Annotated in this window: 14 protein-coding genes and 1 pseudogene; 9 read left to right on the top strand and 6 right to left on the bottom strand. The window is 64.5% G+C overall.

Annotation, left to right across the window (positions count from 1 at the left end):
* Positions 1-160: 160 nt before the first annotated feature.
* On the bottom strand, positions 161-559 hold the full coding sequence (locus GGD53_RS19190) for a VOC family protein (protein ID WP_184458405.1): 399 nt from the start codon (positions 557-559) through the stop codon (positions 161-163).
* A 100-nt stretch (positions 560-659) separates the two neighbouring features.
* On the opposite strand from GGD53_RS19190, the gene GGD53_RS19185 reads away from it, so the two are divergent.
* The 4 genes from GGD53_RS19185 (at position 660) to GGD53_RS19170 (ending at position 3,807) form a co-directional block, all read left to right on the top strand.
* Positions 660-1,358 (top strand): helix-turn-helix transcriptional regulator, encoded by a 699-nt coding sequence (locus tag GGD53_RS19185; protein ID WP_184458403.1) that lies wholly within the window; start codon positions 660-662, stop codon positions 1,356-1,358.
* 207 nt (positions 1,359-1,565) lie between these two features.
* Positions 1,566-2,018, top strand: a complete 453-nt coding sequence (locus GGD53_RS19180) for an NUDIX hydrolase (RefSeq protein WP_184458401.1) — start codon at positions 1,566-1,568, stop codon at positions 2,016-2,018.
* Positions 2,015-3,013 carry an extracellular catalytic domain type 1 short-chain-length polyhydroxyalkanoate depolymerase gene (locus GGD53_RS19175; RefSeq protein ID WP_184458398.1) on the top strand — a complete coding sequence of 333 codons (999 nt, stop codon included), beginning with the start codon at positions 2,015-2,017 and terminating at the stop codon, positions 3,011-3,013. The genes GGD53_RS19180 and GGD53_RS19175 overlap by 4 nt, the downstream gene beginning before the upstream one ends.
* Before the next feature lie 113 nt (positions 3,014-3,126).
* Complete coding sequence (locus tag GGD53_RS19170) at positions 3,127-3,807, top strand: redoxin domain-containing protein (RefSeq protein ID WP_184458396.1); 681 nt, start codon at positions 3,127-3,129, stop codon at positions 3,805-3,807.
* Positions 3,808-4,388: 581 nt separating this feature from the next.
* On the opposite strand, the gene GGD53_RS19165 is transcribed toward GGD53_RS19170, so the two are convergent.
* Positions 4,389-5,297 carry a DUF1499 domain-containing protein gene (locus GGD53_RS19165; protein ID WP_184458394.1) on the bottom strand — a complete coding sequence of 303 codons (909 nt, stop codon included), beginning with the start codon at positions 5,295-5,297 and terminating at the stop codon, positions 4,389-4,391.
* Positions 5,298-5,526: 229 nt separating this feature from the next.
* Between GGD53_RS19165 and GGD53_RS19160 the strand changes: the two genes are divergently transcribed.
* The gene (locus GGD53_RS19160) at positions 5,527-5,913 is read left to right on the top strand and encodes a hypothetical protein (RefSeq protein ID WP_184458392.1); all 387 of its coding nucleotides are present in this window, start codon (positions 5,527-5,529) and stop codon (positions 5,911-5,913) included.
* A 15-nt stretch (positions 5,914-5,928) separates the two neighbouring features.
* Here the strand turns inward: GGD53_RS19160 and GGD53_RS19155 are convergent, their stop codons facing one another.
* Positions 5,929-6,174, bottom strand: coding sequence for a hypothetical protein (locus GGD53_RS19155; protein ID WP_184458390.1), 246 nt, complete (start codon positions 6,172-6,174; stop codon positions 5,929-5,931).
* Positions 6,175-6,291: 117 nt separating this feature from the next.
* On the opposite strand from GGD53_RS19155, the gene GGD53_RS19150 reads away from it, so the two are divergent.
* Positions 6,292-6,483 (top strand): hypothetical protein, encoded by a 192-nt coding sequence (locus GGD53_RS19150; protein WP_184458388.1) that lies wholly within the window; start codon positions 6,292-6,294, stop codon positions 6,481-6,483.
* 278 nt (positions 6,484-6,761) lie between these two features.
* Positions 6,762-7,037 carry a hypothetical protein gene (locus GGD53_RS19145; protein WP_184458386.1) on the top strand — a complete coding sequence of 92 codons (276 nt, stop codon included), beginning with the start codon at positions 6,762-6,764 and terminating at the stop codon, positions 7,035-7,037.
* Positions 7,038-7,066: 29 nt separating this feature from the next.
* Here GGD53_RS19145 and ppdK read toward each other — a convergent pair whose 3' ends face one another.
* Together ppdK and GGD53_RS19135 are read right to left on the bottom strand one after the other, a co-directional pair.
* A complete protein-coding gene (gene ppdK / locus GGD53_RS19140) occupies positions 7,067-9,733 on the bottom strand; it encodes a pyruvate, phosphate dikinase (RefSeq protein WP_184458384.1) in 2,667 nt (888 codons plus the stop codon).
* A 584-nt stretch (positions 9,734-10,317) separates the two neighbouring features.
* On the bottom strand, positions 10,318-10,758 hold the full coding sequence (locus GGD53_RS19135) for a hypothetical protein (protein WP_184458382.1): 441 nt from the start codon (positions 10,756-10,758) through the stop codon (positions 10,318-10,320).
* Between GGD53_RS19135 and GGD53_RS19130 the strand changes: the two genes are divergently transcribed.
* Positions 10,745-11,395 (top strand): glutathione S-transferase family protein, encoded by a 651-nt coding sequence (locus tag GGD53_RS19130; protein ID WP_184458380.1) that lies wholly within the window; start codon positions 10,745-10,747, stop codon positions 11,393-11,395. The two genes, GGD53_RS19135 and GGD53_RS19130, sit on opposite strands and share 14 nt — an antisense overlap.
* Positions 11,396-11,436: 41 nt before the next feature.
* Here the strand turns inward: GGD53_RS19130 and GGD53_RS19125 are convergent, their stop codons facing one another.
* Positions 11,437-14,898, bottom strand: a complete 3,462-nt coding sequence (locus tag GGD53_RS19125) for a chromosome segregation SMC family protein (protein WP_184458378.1) — start codon at positions 14,896-14,898, stop codon at positions 11,437-11,439.
* Here GGD53_RS19125 and GGD53_RS32415 point away from each other — a divergent pair.
* Positions 14,897-15,088: pseudogene (locus GGD53_RS32415) on the top strand (hypothetical protein); the annotation flags it as partial. The gene GGD53_RS19125 and the pseudogene GGD53_RS32415 overlap by 2 nt on opposite strands.
* Positions 15,089-15,143: the final 55 nt, after the last annotated feature.

Below are 15,143 nucleotides of genomic sequence, written 5' to 3'. Positions count from 1 at the left end.
CATGCGGGGAGAGGGGACGTGCCCCGCGTGAGGTAGGTGGGGAACAAGAAGGTTGCGGCATGTCCCCTTCGCCCCGTATTTACGGGGAGAAGGTGGCGGCAGCCGGATGAGGGGCAAGCGGCGTTCTCGGTGCGTGGGAGGCGGTTTCGCAGGCGGTCGATCAACGGCCGGCGAAACGCTGTCTGGCGGCCTCGGTGACGGGCGTATAGAGGGCGACGCGGGTCCCCTCGGGATCGGCAAACTGCACTGTCCGATTGCCCCATGGCAGATCCTTGGGCGGGTGCACCACCGTGACCCGGTCCTTGAGCCGGGCGAATTCCGCATCGACATCAGCGACCATGAATTCGAGAATGGCCGTCCGGTTGGCTCCTGGCTCCGCGCTGCCCTCGCGGAACAGCGCCACCGTCTCCGCGCTGCCGATGGCGAGGGTCGCGCCTGGTGTGACGATCTCGGCGAAGACGGGCGCAAGCCACTCGGCGCGGCAGCCGGTCACAAGCTCATAAAAGGCCACCATGCTGTTGATATCAGCGGCGATGAGGCGGGTGGATGCGAATTTCATGATCTTCTCCCTGGCTGCACGAGGGCTGCGCGACAATCTCTTTGCTTGCCTTTGTGACACAGCCGTGCTGACAGCGTTGTGGCAGCAGGAGTCAGCAGGCATGCGAAAAGCAGATCGGCTTTTTCAGATCATCCAGATTCTCCGCCGGTCGAGCCGCCCGGTGACCTCGTCCGAGCTCGCGGATGAACTGGAGGTCGCCAGGCGGACCGTCTACCGCGACATCGCCCATCTGATTGCCCAGCGTGTGCCGATCGAAGGCGAAGCGGGGTTCGGTTACGTGCTCGATCCGCGATACGACATGCCGCCGCTGATGCTGACGCCCGACGAGATCGAGGCCGTCGTGCTCGGCGTTCAAATGGTGGCAAGGCTGAATGATGCGGCCATTCGCAATGCCGCCAGCGATGTCATGGCCAAGATCACCTCGGTTATGCCGCCGGACCTGCTTCCCTATATTGCCGAGCCCGCGGTCGGCATCAAACCGGGGGCTGCAGGCGGCGATGCGGCACTCGACACACGTCGGCTGAGGCTGGCGATCAGGCAAGGCCGCAAGCTCGAACTCGATTACCGCGCCGCGGATGGGACGGTGAGCAGCCGCATCGTCTGGCCGGTGCTTCTCGGCTATGCCGATAGGCACAGCCTGCTGATCGCCTGGTGCCAATCGAAACAGGCCTTCCGTCACTTCCGCACCGAACGGATCCTCAAGGTCGAGATTTTGGCTGAACCGATAGGCGTGTCCAGGAGCAGGCTGAGACAGCAATGGCAGCAGTGGCGCGATGCCGAGATGGGCAAGTCGGGTTAGATGCGGAGATGCTTCCGGCCGACGAACGACGTCACAGCCTTGTCGGGTGCTCGCAAAAGATCGGAACCAACAACCGCATTGCGGGCTTCTTGTGACGGTCGAGCTTGATTTCGGTTTCAGGCGACAACTTGAACTCCCGCTGCGGGCCAGACTGTCATGGTTCGATGCTACAGCTCTGAAGCAAGATAGGAAAAATCGAAAACAGCCATGCTCCACAGTGACGATCGATCAAACTCGACAATCGCAACCGTCCGCGAGGTTCAGCAGGCCGGTGCGATCTGTTACCGAAGAAACGGAAGCGGCCAGCTTCGCATCCTTCTCGTGGGAAGTCGTCGGAATGGACGATGGGGCGTTCCGAAAGGCAATCTCGACCCCGGCGAGACGACATCTGCAGCGGCAAGGCGGGAATCCTTCGAGGAAGCGGGCGTCGTTGGCGACGTGGAGGCGACAGCCTTCGGTTCATTCAGCTACCACAAAGACAGCTCGCCGCATCACTACCATGTCACCGTTCACCTGCTGCACGTCGTCGAGGCGCAACCTGATTTCCCGGAGAAGGGCATGCGCAAACAGAAATGGTTTCCTTTGAAAGTCGCGGTCCGAGATGCCGCACAGCCCGGCTTGAAGGCTCTGCTTTCCAGGCTTGAAGGCCTGGCCCTTTGAAGCTCGGCTTCACCAAATCGCTGTCGAGATTGTTGAAGACGCGGCGGCGAGCCGCACGTCTGCTGGAGAAGGCATGGAGTCCGCTTGGCCATAAGCCAGCCAGGCAGCAGCGACCGAGGCTCCAGACGACTGCCGCATTTGGCAGCAACCCCGGAAGGCTTGTGATGAAGACCTTCGTGCCCGCCGATCTGCCAAGCAAGCCTGCCCTTGTGGTGGTGCTTCATGGATGCCGGCAGACGCCCGAAAGCCTGGACGCCGCCAGCGGCTTCTCGAGACTGGCCAGGGAGAGAGGGTTCGTGGTGCTTTACCCGCAGCAGACCCACGCCAACAATGCTCAGAAATGCTTCAACTGGTTCCGTCCGAGCGAGGTCGCTCGCGATCGCGGCGAGGTGCTTTCCGTCAAGCAGATGATTGACCATGCCCTCAAACGACATCGAGCCGATCGCACGCGCGTATACATTGTCGGCCTTTCTGCCGGCGGAGCGATGACAGGTTCGTTGGTCGCCAATTATCCAGATATGTTTGCAGGTGCCGCCATCGTCGCCGGCATGCCGGTCGGCGCCGTGCGCGATGCAATGTCAGCGCTGCATGCGATGAAGTCCGGCGCGGCACTGCCTTGGGATGGCTGGGGCGCAAGGATTGCCGAAATCTCCCCTGGCCAACGCTCCTGGCCGCCGATCAGCATCTGGCAGGGGACTGCGGATCGCACGGTCAACCCGGCAAATGCGAGGGCTTGCGCCGAGCAATGGGTTGAAGCGAACTCTGCTGATCGAAGCAGCGTTCGTGTCGAGAAGAAGCCCTGGGGCGAGTTGTCCTCCTGGAACGTCGCAGGCGCACGCCCGGTATCGCTCTATTCCATCCATGGCATGGGGCACGGTCTTCCCGTCAAAAGCCGAAAGCCGACTCGCTCAGGATCGACAGACCCATTCGTATTGACAGCGGAGATCTCGGCCCCGATCGAACTGATGCGTCTGTGGCGTCTACCAAGGCGGTAAGCACGCCCGGCCACTCCAGGCGATCTCAACATCGGGCGCTGGGTCTTCATGCGACGAGTGCTATATTCAATTTCGGTCGTTTCACCTGAGACGATCCGGGAAAGGAATATTCCATGGCAGACCAGAAGCGCCCCCTGCAACCCGGAAACACCGCGCCCGCCTTCGAACTCGCCACGGCCAATTTCGATGGCACGGTCTCCTTGGCCGATTTGAGCGGCCGCGCGTTCCTGATCGGCTTCTTCCGCGGGCTGCACTGCCCGTTCTGCCGGCGCCAGCTCGAGCAGCTTGCCGGCATAGAGCCCAGCCTCAGCGCCGCCGGGGTGGAGACCGTGGCGGTTATCAACACGCCGGTGGAGCGCGCTCGCCTGTATTTCCGCCACCGCCCGACGCCGGTGACGCTCTTATGCGATCCCGACTGCCGCACGCATCGCGCCTATGGCGTGCCGCATGCCGAGTTCCTGCCCGATGGCAGCAGCGAGCGGCCCGAATGGCCTTATCGCGCGACGATGGCGCAGTTCCAGGCGGCGCGCATCAACCCTACCGGCGAGTTTTCGGAACCGCTCCAGCCGATGGAAGCCAACACGGTTCTCAACGCCAAGGACCGCTTCGCGCTTGATCAAGCCGATCATGCGATCTTCGCCAAACACGCCACCCAGCTCGTCGGGCACTTCCTGGTCGATGCGAACGGCATTATCGCCTGGGCGCAAATGGAGGAGCTGGACGGCCCCAGCAGCCTTTGCATCTTCCCGACTGCAACGGAGATCATCGCCGCCGTGGGCGAGCTTGGACGCTAGGTTGCAGGGCGTAGCCGGATGATTGGCGGCGCCTTTGGCAGCAGGGGGCACGTAGGCGGTCGAGCCATGCGAGACGGTGCAAGGAACAGAGAGTTCGCGGCACGTCCTCTTCTCCCCTCGGGGAGAAGGTGCCGGCAGGCGGATGAGGGGGCCACACGGCGCATCCTCACATCACTACCTATCCCGCGACGCCTGAGCGCGTTTGATCGATGCGCAGCTGTTTGGAAAGATCAGCGCAACCGGCCCCCTCATCCGCCCTACGGGCACCTTCTCCCCGAGGGGAGAAGAGGGAATCGAGAGGTTGCGGCACATTTAGGGAGGCTTGCTTGGACGATCGCAGGAACGTCGAGTTTGCGGCGCCGTACAGGGTCGAGTCTGCCGGACCCTCTCCCGGCCCTTCGCTTTGGGCTCAGGGCGTTCGCAACTGCAATCGATTCGCTGGATCGATTGCTGGCGCTTTGCGCCGCCGGATCAGGGGTCGCGTCTGCCGCACCCTCTCCCGGCCCTTCGCTTGGGCTCAGGGCGTTCGCAACTGCAATCGATTCACTGGATCGATTGCTGGCGCTTCGCGCCACCGTTGCTCACCCACCCGCAATTCCCAAAAGTTCAGCGTCCAGCGCCTTCAGATAATCGCCGGCGATTTCGGCGCTGAGGCCGAGGTCGTGCTGGCCGTAGCGGGAGGCGACGCGGATGTCGACGAAGGTGGTTTCGGCCTCTTCGCGCAGCCGGATGATCATATCGAAGCGCAGGCCGAGGATCAGCGTGCGGGTGGTCGCCTGCAGCGTCACGCCGTTGGCGCCGCGGATCAGCTTGGCGACGTCGTCGTCATAGGGGCGCGGCGTCGGAACGGGAATGATGCCGGGCGCGTCGGTCACGGCGTCGTCGCCGGGGGCGGGCTTTGCCGGCCCGTCCTCGAGATCGCGGTCCGGCTCGGTCGTGCCGGTACTCTTGACGATCGTGAAGCCGCTCTGCTTGGCAACCTTGCGCACCGCCTCCAGCACGCGGTCTAGCGCGCCTTCATAGCGCCGGCCGGTCAGTTCGGGATAGGCCTCCATCTGCTTTTCGCGATCCTCCGGCGTCACCAGCGGATTGCGCTTCAGCCAGATCTGGTCGGATTTCGGCGGCGACAGCCACTCGGGTGCTGCGACCGGATCGGTGGAGACATCGTAGATCGCAGGCAGGCTGAGGTAGCGTTCGGCGGCCACGGCGCCGATACCAAGCGGAAAGGCAGCATAGATCAGCGCCGCGAGTGCGGCGAGCCCGCCCTCGGCGCCGGTCAGCCAGAGACTGCGCAGGCCGATCGCGGCGAGCAGTGCGGTGAGCAGCGCGCAGCCGGCGGCAAAGATCAAAAGCAGCACCAGATAAGGGGTGGCAAGCCCGCCGAAACGATGGGCGATCAGCACGGCGAGCGCCAGAACCAGGGAAAATGCCCCGAGCAGCCGCGAAAAGCGGGCGGCGCTGGAAACGGGGCGGTCGTAGCGGATGGCCATCAAACTTACCGGTTGCTCGTCAGCGCCGCGTCCTCAACCACGCAAATCGCCTTCTTCTTGTTTAGTGCAAGATTCGGCTGAATTGAAACTGTTGTCTCGGAATATCAGATGGAATTCGGCGGAGACCGCCGGGCAATCGGCCGCCCACTTCATAAGCCCTTGCTGATATGTCAAAAAAAGGCCATTCTGCCGCGGTTTCATCTCCAAAGTCACGGACAGGAGAGACGGGATGATTTCACCCGAGATAGCAGCAAGGCCGCAGGCGTCTGCGCTTGGCGGGATCGATCACACCGAACCGGCGCTGCCGATGGAGCTCGTCGAGCTCGAACTGTCGCTCGAAGGTTATGCCGGTGGCGATGCCGGCTTCTGCGAGGCGGTTCGCCAGGCCGCCGGCCGTTCCGGCGGCGAATTGCTGTTCGACCTGCCGGCCGCCGGCCTGATCGAGGATTGCCGCCGCATCGCCGTCCTGCGCATTCCCGATGGCGGGAGCATGCGCGTCGTGCTGGCGCTGCTCGACCATAACGGCACCGAAATCCGCATGCAGGCGCCCGATGAGGAGACCGCCCATCTCGTGCGCTTTGCCGATGCCTTCATCGAGGTGCTGGAGCGGATCTGAGCTCGACCGAGATTTCTAGCGCCGCTCGGCTGCGGCTTCCGCCAGGCTGCGGAAGGGAAATTTGCGACCGCATTCGCATTTGATCATGAAGCTTTCCTGGTGGTTGGAAGCCCGCTGCACGCCAAAGCCGCGCGGCAGCTGATCGACCTTGAAATCCGGATGTTTGCGCTTGGGATCATCGATCTCCGAAGCCTCGGCAAAACCCGCATTGCCGCATTGCGGGCAGTTCAGTTTCTTCGAAAATCGATCGCGGATAGCCATGCTCGTTCCAATATTTGCAAGCCCCTCATACAGAGGAATGCCCCTTGTGCATAGGTGGGCGGCGAAAGTGGAACCATCTGCCCGGGCTGCCGTTCCTTTTTTCAAAAGGAGGCGATCATGCCCAACAGAGACCCGATTCCGAATGCCGATACCCCACGCGGCCCGACGCCGACACCCGGCGTTCCCGACCGCACCCAGGAAAAACCACCGCTGACACCAGCGCAGGACCCGGGCGACACCAAGAACCCGCAAGACCCGCCGCTTGACCCGGCATTGCTGCCGATCGGGGATCCGGCCGGGGCGGCGTAGCAAAACGTCCCCTTTTGCACACCTCACTTTTTTGAGGTTAGCCTCGGCGTCGGCGGCCCCCTCATCCGCCCTACGGGCACCTTCTCCCCGCTGGGGAGAAGAGGGAATCGAGAGGTCGCGGCATAACCCCTTCGCCCCAGCGGGGAGAAGGTGGCCCGAAGGGTCGGATGAGGGGGCCGCACGGCACACCATTCACGTCATCGACCCATCTCGGCGTTCGCTCGCTTGACGCCCTCGCCCAAATGGCATTTCCTCAGGGAAAAGCAAGGAATACCCCAATGCGCCTCTCCCTTCTCCTCGCCCTGCTCGCCGTGACCGCCGGTCTTTCCGCCTGCCAGACGATCACGCCGGAGGAGCGGCGGGCGGCGGATGAGCAGCGGTGCCTGAGCTATGGTTTCCGCCGCGGTACGGATGGGTTCGCCACCTGCCTGCAGCGCATCGATCTCGACCGGCGGGCCGAATCGCGGGCTGAGAGTGCGGAGATGATGAACCGCATGGCCTGGGATCTGAACGGGCCCTATATCTACCACGATCGCTGGCGCTATCGTCACTGACGGCCCGGGCGCCCGCAGGGCTGCCTGGCTTACCTGGTCGCTGCAATGACCGCCTGCGCCGCCGCCAATCTCGCGATCGGCACGCGAAACGGCGAGCAGGAGACGTAGTCGAGGCCGATCGTTTCGCAGAAGCGGATCGAAGCCGGATCGCCGCCATGTTCGCCGCAGATGCCGAGCTTCATGTCGTTGCGGGTGCGTCGGCCGCGCTCGGCGGCGATGCTGATCAGCTCCCCCACCCCGTCGAAATCGAGCGAGATGAAGGGATCGTGCTCGATGATGCCCTTGCGCTGATAGGTGGGGATGAAGGCCGAGGCATCGTCGCGCGAGATGCCGAAAGTGGTCTGCGTCAGGTCGTTGGTGCCGAAGGAGAAGAATTCGGCGGCTTCGGCGATCACATGGGCACGCAGGGCGGCACGCGGCAGCTCGATCATCGTGCCGACGAGATAATCGATCTTCATGCCGGCCTCGGCCATGACATTGCCGGCGATGGCATCGATGCAGGCCTTGACGTAATCGAGCTCGGAACGCAGGCCAACCAGCGGCACCATGATTTCAGGCACGACGGCCGCCCCGGTCTCCTGGGCTGCGGCCACCGCCGCCTCGAAGATGGCGCGGGCCTGCATTTCGACGATTTCGGGATAGGAGATCGCCAGCCGGCAGCCGCGATGGCCGAGCATCGGGTTGAACTCGTGCAGCGCGTCGACGCGCTGGCGCAGCGCAAGCGGCTCCATGCCCATGGCAAAGGCGACCTCGGCCACCTCGTCATCGGTCTTCGGCAGGAATTCGTGCAGCGGCGGATCGAGCAGGCGGATCGTCACCGGCAGGCCGTGCATGACGGTGAAGAGACCGGTGAAATCGGAGCGCTGCATCGGCAGCAGCTTGTCGAGCGCCAGCCGCCTGCCCTTCTCATCCTCGGCCAGGATCATCTCGCGCATGACATGGATGCGCTCGCCCTCGAAGAACATGTGCTCGGTGCGGCAAAGGCCGATGCCTTCGGCGCCGAAGGAGCGGGCAGCGCGCGCATCGGCCGGCGTATCGGCATTGGTGCGCACCGTCATCCGCCGGGCGCGGTCGGCCCAGCCCATGATGCGGCCGAAATCACCCGAAAGCTCCGGCTGAATCATCGGCACCTCGCCCTTCAGCACCTGGCCGGCCGAGCCGTCGATGGTGATGATATCGCCCTTCTTCAGCGTCACGCCGATGCCGAGCAGCCGCTCATTGCGTTGATCGATGCGCATGGTGCCGGCGCCGACGACGCAGGGAATGCCCATGCCGCGGGCGACCACCGCCGCATGGCTGGTCATGCCGCCGCGCGTCGTCAGGATACCTTCTGCGGCATGCATGCCGTGAATATCCTCCGGGCTGGTCTCGACCCGGAGCAGGATGACCTTGCGGCCCTCGGCATCCGCCTCCACCGCCTCTTCGGCGGTGAAGACGATGGCGCCGGTCGCCGCCCCCGGCGAGGCCGGCAGCCCGGTGCCGATCACCTGGCGGTTGACGCGCGGATCGATCGTCGGATGCAGGAGCTGATCGAGGCTTGACGGTTCGATGCGCAGCACCGCCTCCTCCTCGGTAATCACTTTCTCATCGACCATGTCGACGGCGATCTTCATCGCCGCCCGGGTCGAGCGCTTGCCCGAGCGGGTCTGCAGCATCCACAGCTTGCCGCGCTCGATGGTGAATTCGATATCCTGCATGTCGCGGTAATGGATCTCGAGTTCGGTGCAGATGCGGCAGAGCTCGCGAAACGCCTCCGGCATCAGCTTTTCCATCGAGGGCTTGTCGGAGCCGGAGGAAAGCCGCCCCTCCTCGGTGATGCTGTGCGGCGTGCGGATGCCGGCAACGACATCCTCCCCTTGCGCATTGACGAGGAATTCGCCGTAGAGCGCCTTCTCGCCGGTCGAAGGGTTGCGGGTGAAGGCCACGCCGGTCGCCGAGGCGTTGCCGAGATTGCCGAACACCATCGCCTGAATATTGACGGCCGTGCCCCAGCCTTCCGGAATATTATGGAGCTGGCGATAGGTGACGGCGCGCGCGCTCATCCAGCTGGAAAAGACCGCGCCGACCGCGCCCCAGAGCTGGACTTCCGGATTCTGCGGAAACTCCTTACCCAGTTCTTCCTCGATCAGCCTTTTATAGAGGGAGACGATATGCTGCCATTCGGTGGCGCTGAGCTCGGTATCGAGTTCGTGGCCGAGCTTGGCCTTCTCGTCTTCGAGGATCTCCTCGAAGGCGTCGTTGCCGAGGCCCATGACAACATCGGCATACATCTGGATGAAGCGGCGGTAGCTGTCCCAGGCAAAACGCGCGTCGCCCGCATCATGGCCGAGCGCCTGCACGGTCTCGTCGTTGAGGCCGAGATTGAGCACCGTGTCCATCATACCGGGCATTGAGACGCGGGCGCCGGAGCGCACCGAAAGCAGCAGCGGCTGGCTGGTGGAGCCGAAATGGCGGCCGGTGATCGCCTCGATCGCCGCTATGCCGGCGCGGACCTCTGCCTTCAGCCGGTCGTCGATATGGCCGCCATTTTTATAATAGGTATCGCAGGCATCGCTGACGATCGTCAGTCCCGGCGGAACGGGAAGGCCGAGAGCGCACATTTCAGCAAGATTGGCGCCCTTGCCGCCGAGCATCTCATGGTCGCGCGCGCCACCCTCAGCCTGCCCGTCGCCGAACCTATAGACCCACTTGGTCATCTTCCCCCCAACACCAGATTGGGATCAGCGTGATCCCTCGGCTGCCGACAAACCTCGCTCTTTCCTCGGGCGTCGTCCCCGCCCTAGTGGCGAGGATCTGCTGCCTTATGCCGGTTGCAGATGCTCGGGACAGGCCCGAGCATGACGAAAGAGAAGCAGGCAGGTCATTAGCCTGATCACTCAGCTTAATGCCTTGGAGTTGAAATGAAAATCGACAAATGCGGCAAAAATGCTGCGCCGCACAATAATTTTCGCGAGAGTGGCTGCCGAAGGCATGAAACTTCGCCCGATGGGAAGAAGGCATAAAAAAAGCTTTGCGGGACTGCAACAATGTCCCGCAAAGCCTTGTTTCCGTCCGGCCAGGAAAACCGGACGGGGGGTCCCTCAACCCAGGGCGATTCATGGAACCGCCCTGATCTTTGTTTTCCGCAACTCCTCAAGAGACGCTTCGCATTTCCAGGGATTGCTCAAACAGCTTCCAGGTCCTTGCCCTCTACCTGAAAAGCGCATCGCAAATTCGACAAATCCGCAACTTTGACCGCCCCGCTCTTCAGCAAAGTCATCAGGTTGCGTTGAAACAACTTCTAATGCAAGTCAGGGAAAAGAGCATCACCCAAATGGGGTACGGACCGCAAGACAGCCGACCTTTTTTGGTGTTTATCGCCGAATGCGGGAAAATTGCGCGCGATTTGTGCGGACTCCGTCCCGAGCGCGGGGCCTGACCGGCCGGTGAGCAATCGCCCTGACGCCGTGAACAACTCTTGAAGCGATGAGGCGGAGGAGAAATGGGGGTCAGAAACGATCTGATCGAAGGTTTCCGGGGCAGCGGCAAGAGGTGGCCGAGGATTTGCCGCGGCGCGGCTGCATTGTCGTCCATTGGCGATCGAGAGTTTGCCGGTCGCGAGCCAATGACCGGGGATGCGGTGGATTGGCCCGGCGACGATCTCGGATAGAATTGTCGGAATTCCGTTTGGCCGCACGTCTTCAATGCAACGAGCCATGGAGAAAACGATGACGATCACCATTACCGCCTTTGAACGTTCGCCCGATCGCGGCCGTGGCCTGGCGCGCGACATGCGGGTTCGCTGGGCGCTTGAGGAAGCGGGCCAGCCCTATGAGGTTCGTCTCGTCACGTTCGAGACGATGAAGGAGCCGGCGCATCTGGCGCGTCAGCCTTTCGGCCAGATCCCGACCTATGAGGAGGGCGATCTCACCCTGTTCGAGTCAGGCGCGATCGTTCTCCATATCGCCGAGCGTCATGGCGGCCTGTTGCCTGGGGATGCCGATGGCCGGGCGCGGGCGATCGCCTGGATGTTTGCCGCGCTCAACACGGTGGAGACGCCGATCTTCGAGCACAGCCTCGCCAGGATTCTCGAGCGCGACGAGCCCTGGTACGAGCAGCGCCTGCGTGCCCTCGAGGGCAGCATCCGCAGGCGGCTGGACAGCCTTGCCGCTCATCTTGGCGATGCCGACTGGCTCGATGGCGCCTTCAGCGCCGGTGACTTGCTGATGGTCTCGGTGCTGCTGCGGCTGAAATCGTCAAACATCCTGGACGATTATCCGAGCCTCGCCGCCTATGTCGCCCGCGCCGAAGCACGGCCGGCCTATCAACGCGCCTTCGCCGCGCAGCTGGCGGTCTTCCAGGCCGCATCGGCGGGCTGATCGGGATCAGCCGGAGGCTGACAGGCCCGGGCCGCAAGATCTCAAGCAATCTCGCGCAGGCGTTCGGCGGTTTGCAGGTCGACGGAGACGAGGGTGGAGACGCCCTGCTCGGCCATGGTGACGCCGAAGAGGCGGTTCATGCGGGCCATGGTGATGGGATTATGGGTGATGATGACGAAGCGGGTTTCGGTCGAGGCCGCCATTTCGTCCATCAGATTGCAGTAGCGCTCGACATTGTGGTCGTCGAGCGGCGCGTCCACCTCGTCGAGCACGCAGATCGGCGCCGGATTGGTGAGAAAGACGGCGAAGATCAGCGCCATCGCCGTCAGCGCCTGCTCGCCGCCGGACAGCAGCGTCATCGTCTGCGGTTTCTTGCCGGGCGGCCGCGCCAGGATTTCGAGGCCGGCCTCCAGCGGATCGTCGGATTCGATCAGCTGCAGCTCGGCGGTGCCGCCGCCGAAAAGATGGGTGAACAGCCGCTGGAACTGGCCGTTGACGACGTCGAAGGCGGCGACCAGGCGCTCGCGTCCCTCGCGGTTCAAACTCTGGATGGCGCCGCGCAGCTTGCGGATCGCGTCGATGACGTCGTCGCGCTCCTTGATCAGCGCTTCGAGCTTCTCGCTCAGCTCCTTCTGCTCCTCGTCGGCGCGCAGGTTGACGGCGCCGAGCCGTTCGCGCTCCATCTTCAGCCGCTCCAGCTCGCGCTCGACCTCGCGCGGATCGGGCAGCGCCTGCATCGGCTGCAGGCCGGCGAGCCGAAGCGCCTCATGCGGCGGCACGTTCAGCGCCTCGCGAATGCGGCTTTCGCTTTCCTGCCGGCGCTCGCGGGCCGAGACCAGGCGCTCCTCGGCGCGGCCGCGGCGTTCGCGGTATTCGGCAAGCTCGGAAAGCGCGGTCGCCGCCTTGTGATCGGCATCGCGCTGGATGCGTTCGGCTTCGGCCAGAAGATCGCCGGCATTGCGGCGCGCCTCCTCGGCCTTCTGTAATTCGCTGAGCAGGGCCCGGCGCTTGTCGTCGAATTCATCCGGCGCCATTTCGAGATCGGCCGCCTCTTCGCGCGCCTCTTCCTCGCGCTCGCGCAGTGTCGCGACATGATCCTCGCCGCTTGCCGCCCGCTGGCGCCAGGTCTCGCGCTCCTGGCCGATCGCCATGATGCGACGCTGGCGGGCCTCGTTTTCCCTGGCGAGGCTTTCATGGCGGGCGCGGGCTTCGGCGAGCGCGCCGCGATCGGTCGCGACCTCCGCCTGCTGGAAGCGCAGCCGCTCGTCGATCAGCGTCAGATCGGGCGCCTCCTCCAGCTCGATGCGTGCATTTTCTTCCTGGACGCCGATTTCTTCCAGTTGCGCGCCCAGCTGGCTCGCAGCTTCGCTGACGACGTCGCGGCGACGGATGAGATCGCCGGAGGCCCGCTCGGCGGCAGCCAGCGCCTCGCGCGCTTCGCCGAGATGACGCGCCGCCAGCCGGCTCATGTCGCGGGCTTCCGCGAGCCTGCGCTCCTCGACACGGATCGCTTCGGCGGCGGCGGCCTGCCGCTCCTCGGCCTCGGCAAGCACGTCGCGGGCAATTGCCGCTTCGCTTTCGAGTTCGGCCAGACGGTTCTTCTGGGCAAGGCGCAGCGCGGCAGCGCTCGGGGCGTCGGCACCGGTGACATGGCCGTCCCAGCGATAGACGGCGCCCTCTTTCGTCACCAGCCGCTGGCCGGGCTTCAGCGCCGCCATCAGCGAGCGCGCCTCCCCTTCCCCGACCAGGCCGATCTGGCGCAGGCGGCGGGTGAGAGCTGATGGCGCGCTGATATGGGCGATGAGCGGCACGGTGCCTTCGGGCAGCGCCGGATCGCCGGCGCCGTCGCCATTGTCTGACCAGTGGGCCGGCGCCTCGGCATCGAGCGGCGATTCCAGATCGTCGCCGAGTGCGGCACCGAGCGCCGTCTCGAAGCCGCGATCGACCTTCAGCTCCTCGGCAACCGGCGGAAACTTGCCGGCGGCCGCACCGGCAGCGAGCATGCGGGAAATGGTGCGGGCTTCGGTTTCCAGCGCATTCAGGCCGGAGCGGGCCTGATCGACCGGCGCGCGCGACAGTGCCTCGGCCTGGCGGGCGGCGGCCAGCGCCTGCTCGACCGTCTGGGCGGCGGCTTCGGCATCGGCGAGCGCGATTTCGCCGGCTTCGACGATCGTGCGTTTTTCGTCCGGATCGGGCAGGCCTGATATCTTCTCTGCGATGGCCGACAATTCCCCGTTCGCCTCGTGCATCTGGCGTTCGAGGCGCATGCGGCGGTCGGTCAGATCGCGAATGGCGCGCTCCAGCTGGTTGCGGCCGGCGGCGGCTTCCGCCCGCTCGGCCGTCAGCTGCGTGAAGATGCGCTCGCTGTCGGCAAGTTTCGCCGCAGCGCCTTCGAAAGCCTCGCGGGTTTCTTCGGCAAACCGGCCGGAATCGGCGAGGATCTCGGAAATTTCGGCTTCTTCGGCATCGAGCTTGGCGAGGATGACGGCATTGTCGGCCACCAGCCGCTCCTCGCGGCGGATATCCTCGGCAAGCTGGGCGAGACGGCGGGTGAGTTCGTCGCGGCGGCGCAGGATGCGGCCGGCGTCCTCTTCCAGCTGGCTCCTGGCGATCTGCAGGCGCTGCAGGGCGGCGGCGGCGCGCGCCTCGCCCTCGCGCAGTTCCGGTAGCTTCAGGCTGGCGATGCCCTGCTGCTTGGCGGCCTCCATCTGGATCTGTGCCTTTTCGGCGACGATAACGGTTGCCTGGTTGAGGGCGCTGTCGGCCTCGGCCTCGGCCTCCTTGGCCTGCACCCAGCGGATATGCAGGAGCATTGCCTCGCGGGCGCGGATATCGGCCGAAAGCGTCTTGAAGCGGTTGGCCTGGCGGGCCTGGCGCTTCAGGCTCTCGATCTGGCTTTCGAGCTGTGAGGTGACGTCGTCGAGGCGCTCGAGATTGGTTTCGGCGGCGCGCAGCCGCAGTTCGGCCTCGTGGCGACGCGAATGCAGGCCGGAGATGCCGGCCGCCTCTTCCAGGAGCTGGCGGCGGGCCTGCGGCTTTGCCTGGATCAGCTCGCCGATGCGGCCCTGGCCAACCATCGAGGGCGAGCGGGCGCCGGTGGAGGCGTCGGCAAAGAGCAGCTGCACATCCTTGGCGCGGCTTTCCTTGCCGTTGATGCGATAGAGCGAGCCTTGTTCACGCTCGATGCGGCGGGTGACCTGGATCTCGTCGCTGTCGTTGAAGGCGGCGGGTGCGGTCCGCTCGCCATTGTCGAGATAGAGCGCCACCTCGGCGGTGTTGCGGGCCGGGCGGTTTCCCGAGCCGGAAAAGATCACGTCGTCCATGCCGGAGGCGCGCATGTTCTTGTAGGAATTCTCGCCCATCACCCAGCGCAGCGCCTCGACGAGATTGGACTTGCCGCAGCCGTTCGGCCCGACCACGCCGGTCAGCCCCCGCTCAATGATGAATTCGGTCGGCTCGACGAAGGATTTGAAGCCGACCAGGCGCAGCTTGTTGAACTTCATGCGGAAATATCCACGGCAGGAAGCCCCCTCATCCGACCCTTCGGGCCACCTTCTCCCCGCTGGGGCGAAGGGGATGTGCCGCGACGTCTCGATTCCCCCTTCTCCCCAGCGGGGGTCCGAAGGACGGGTCGAGACCCGCGGCTCGACCCCGCTCGGTGCCCGTAGGGCGGATGAGGGGGCCACGCCCGCAAACTGCTCTGAAAACCAAAAACGGGCGCACGGCTTTCGCCGTCGCCCGTAATGGT

Source organism: Rhizobium aethiopicum (assembly GCF_014197535.1).
In the GTDB taxonomy this organism is placed as follows: domain Bacteria; phylum Pseudomonadota; class Alphaproteobacteria; order Rhizobiales; family Rhizobiaceae; genus Rhizobium; species Rhizobium aethiopicum_A.
The sequence above is the reverse complement of the archived record's forward strand: the minus strand, read 5'-3'. Positions and strand labels throughout refer to the sequence as shown.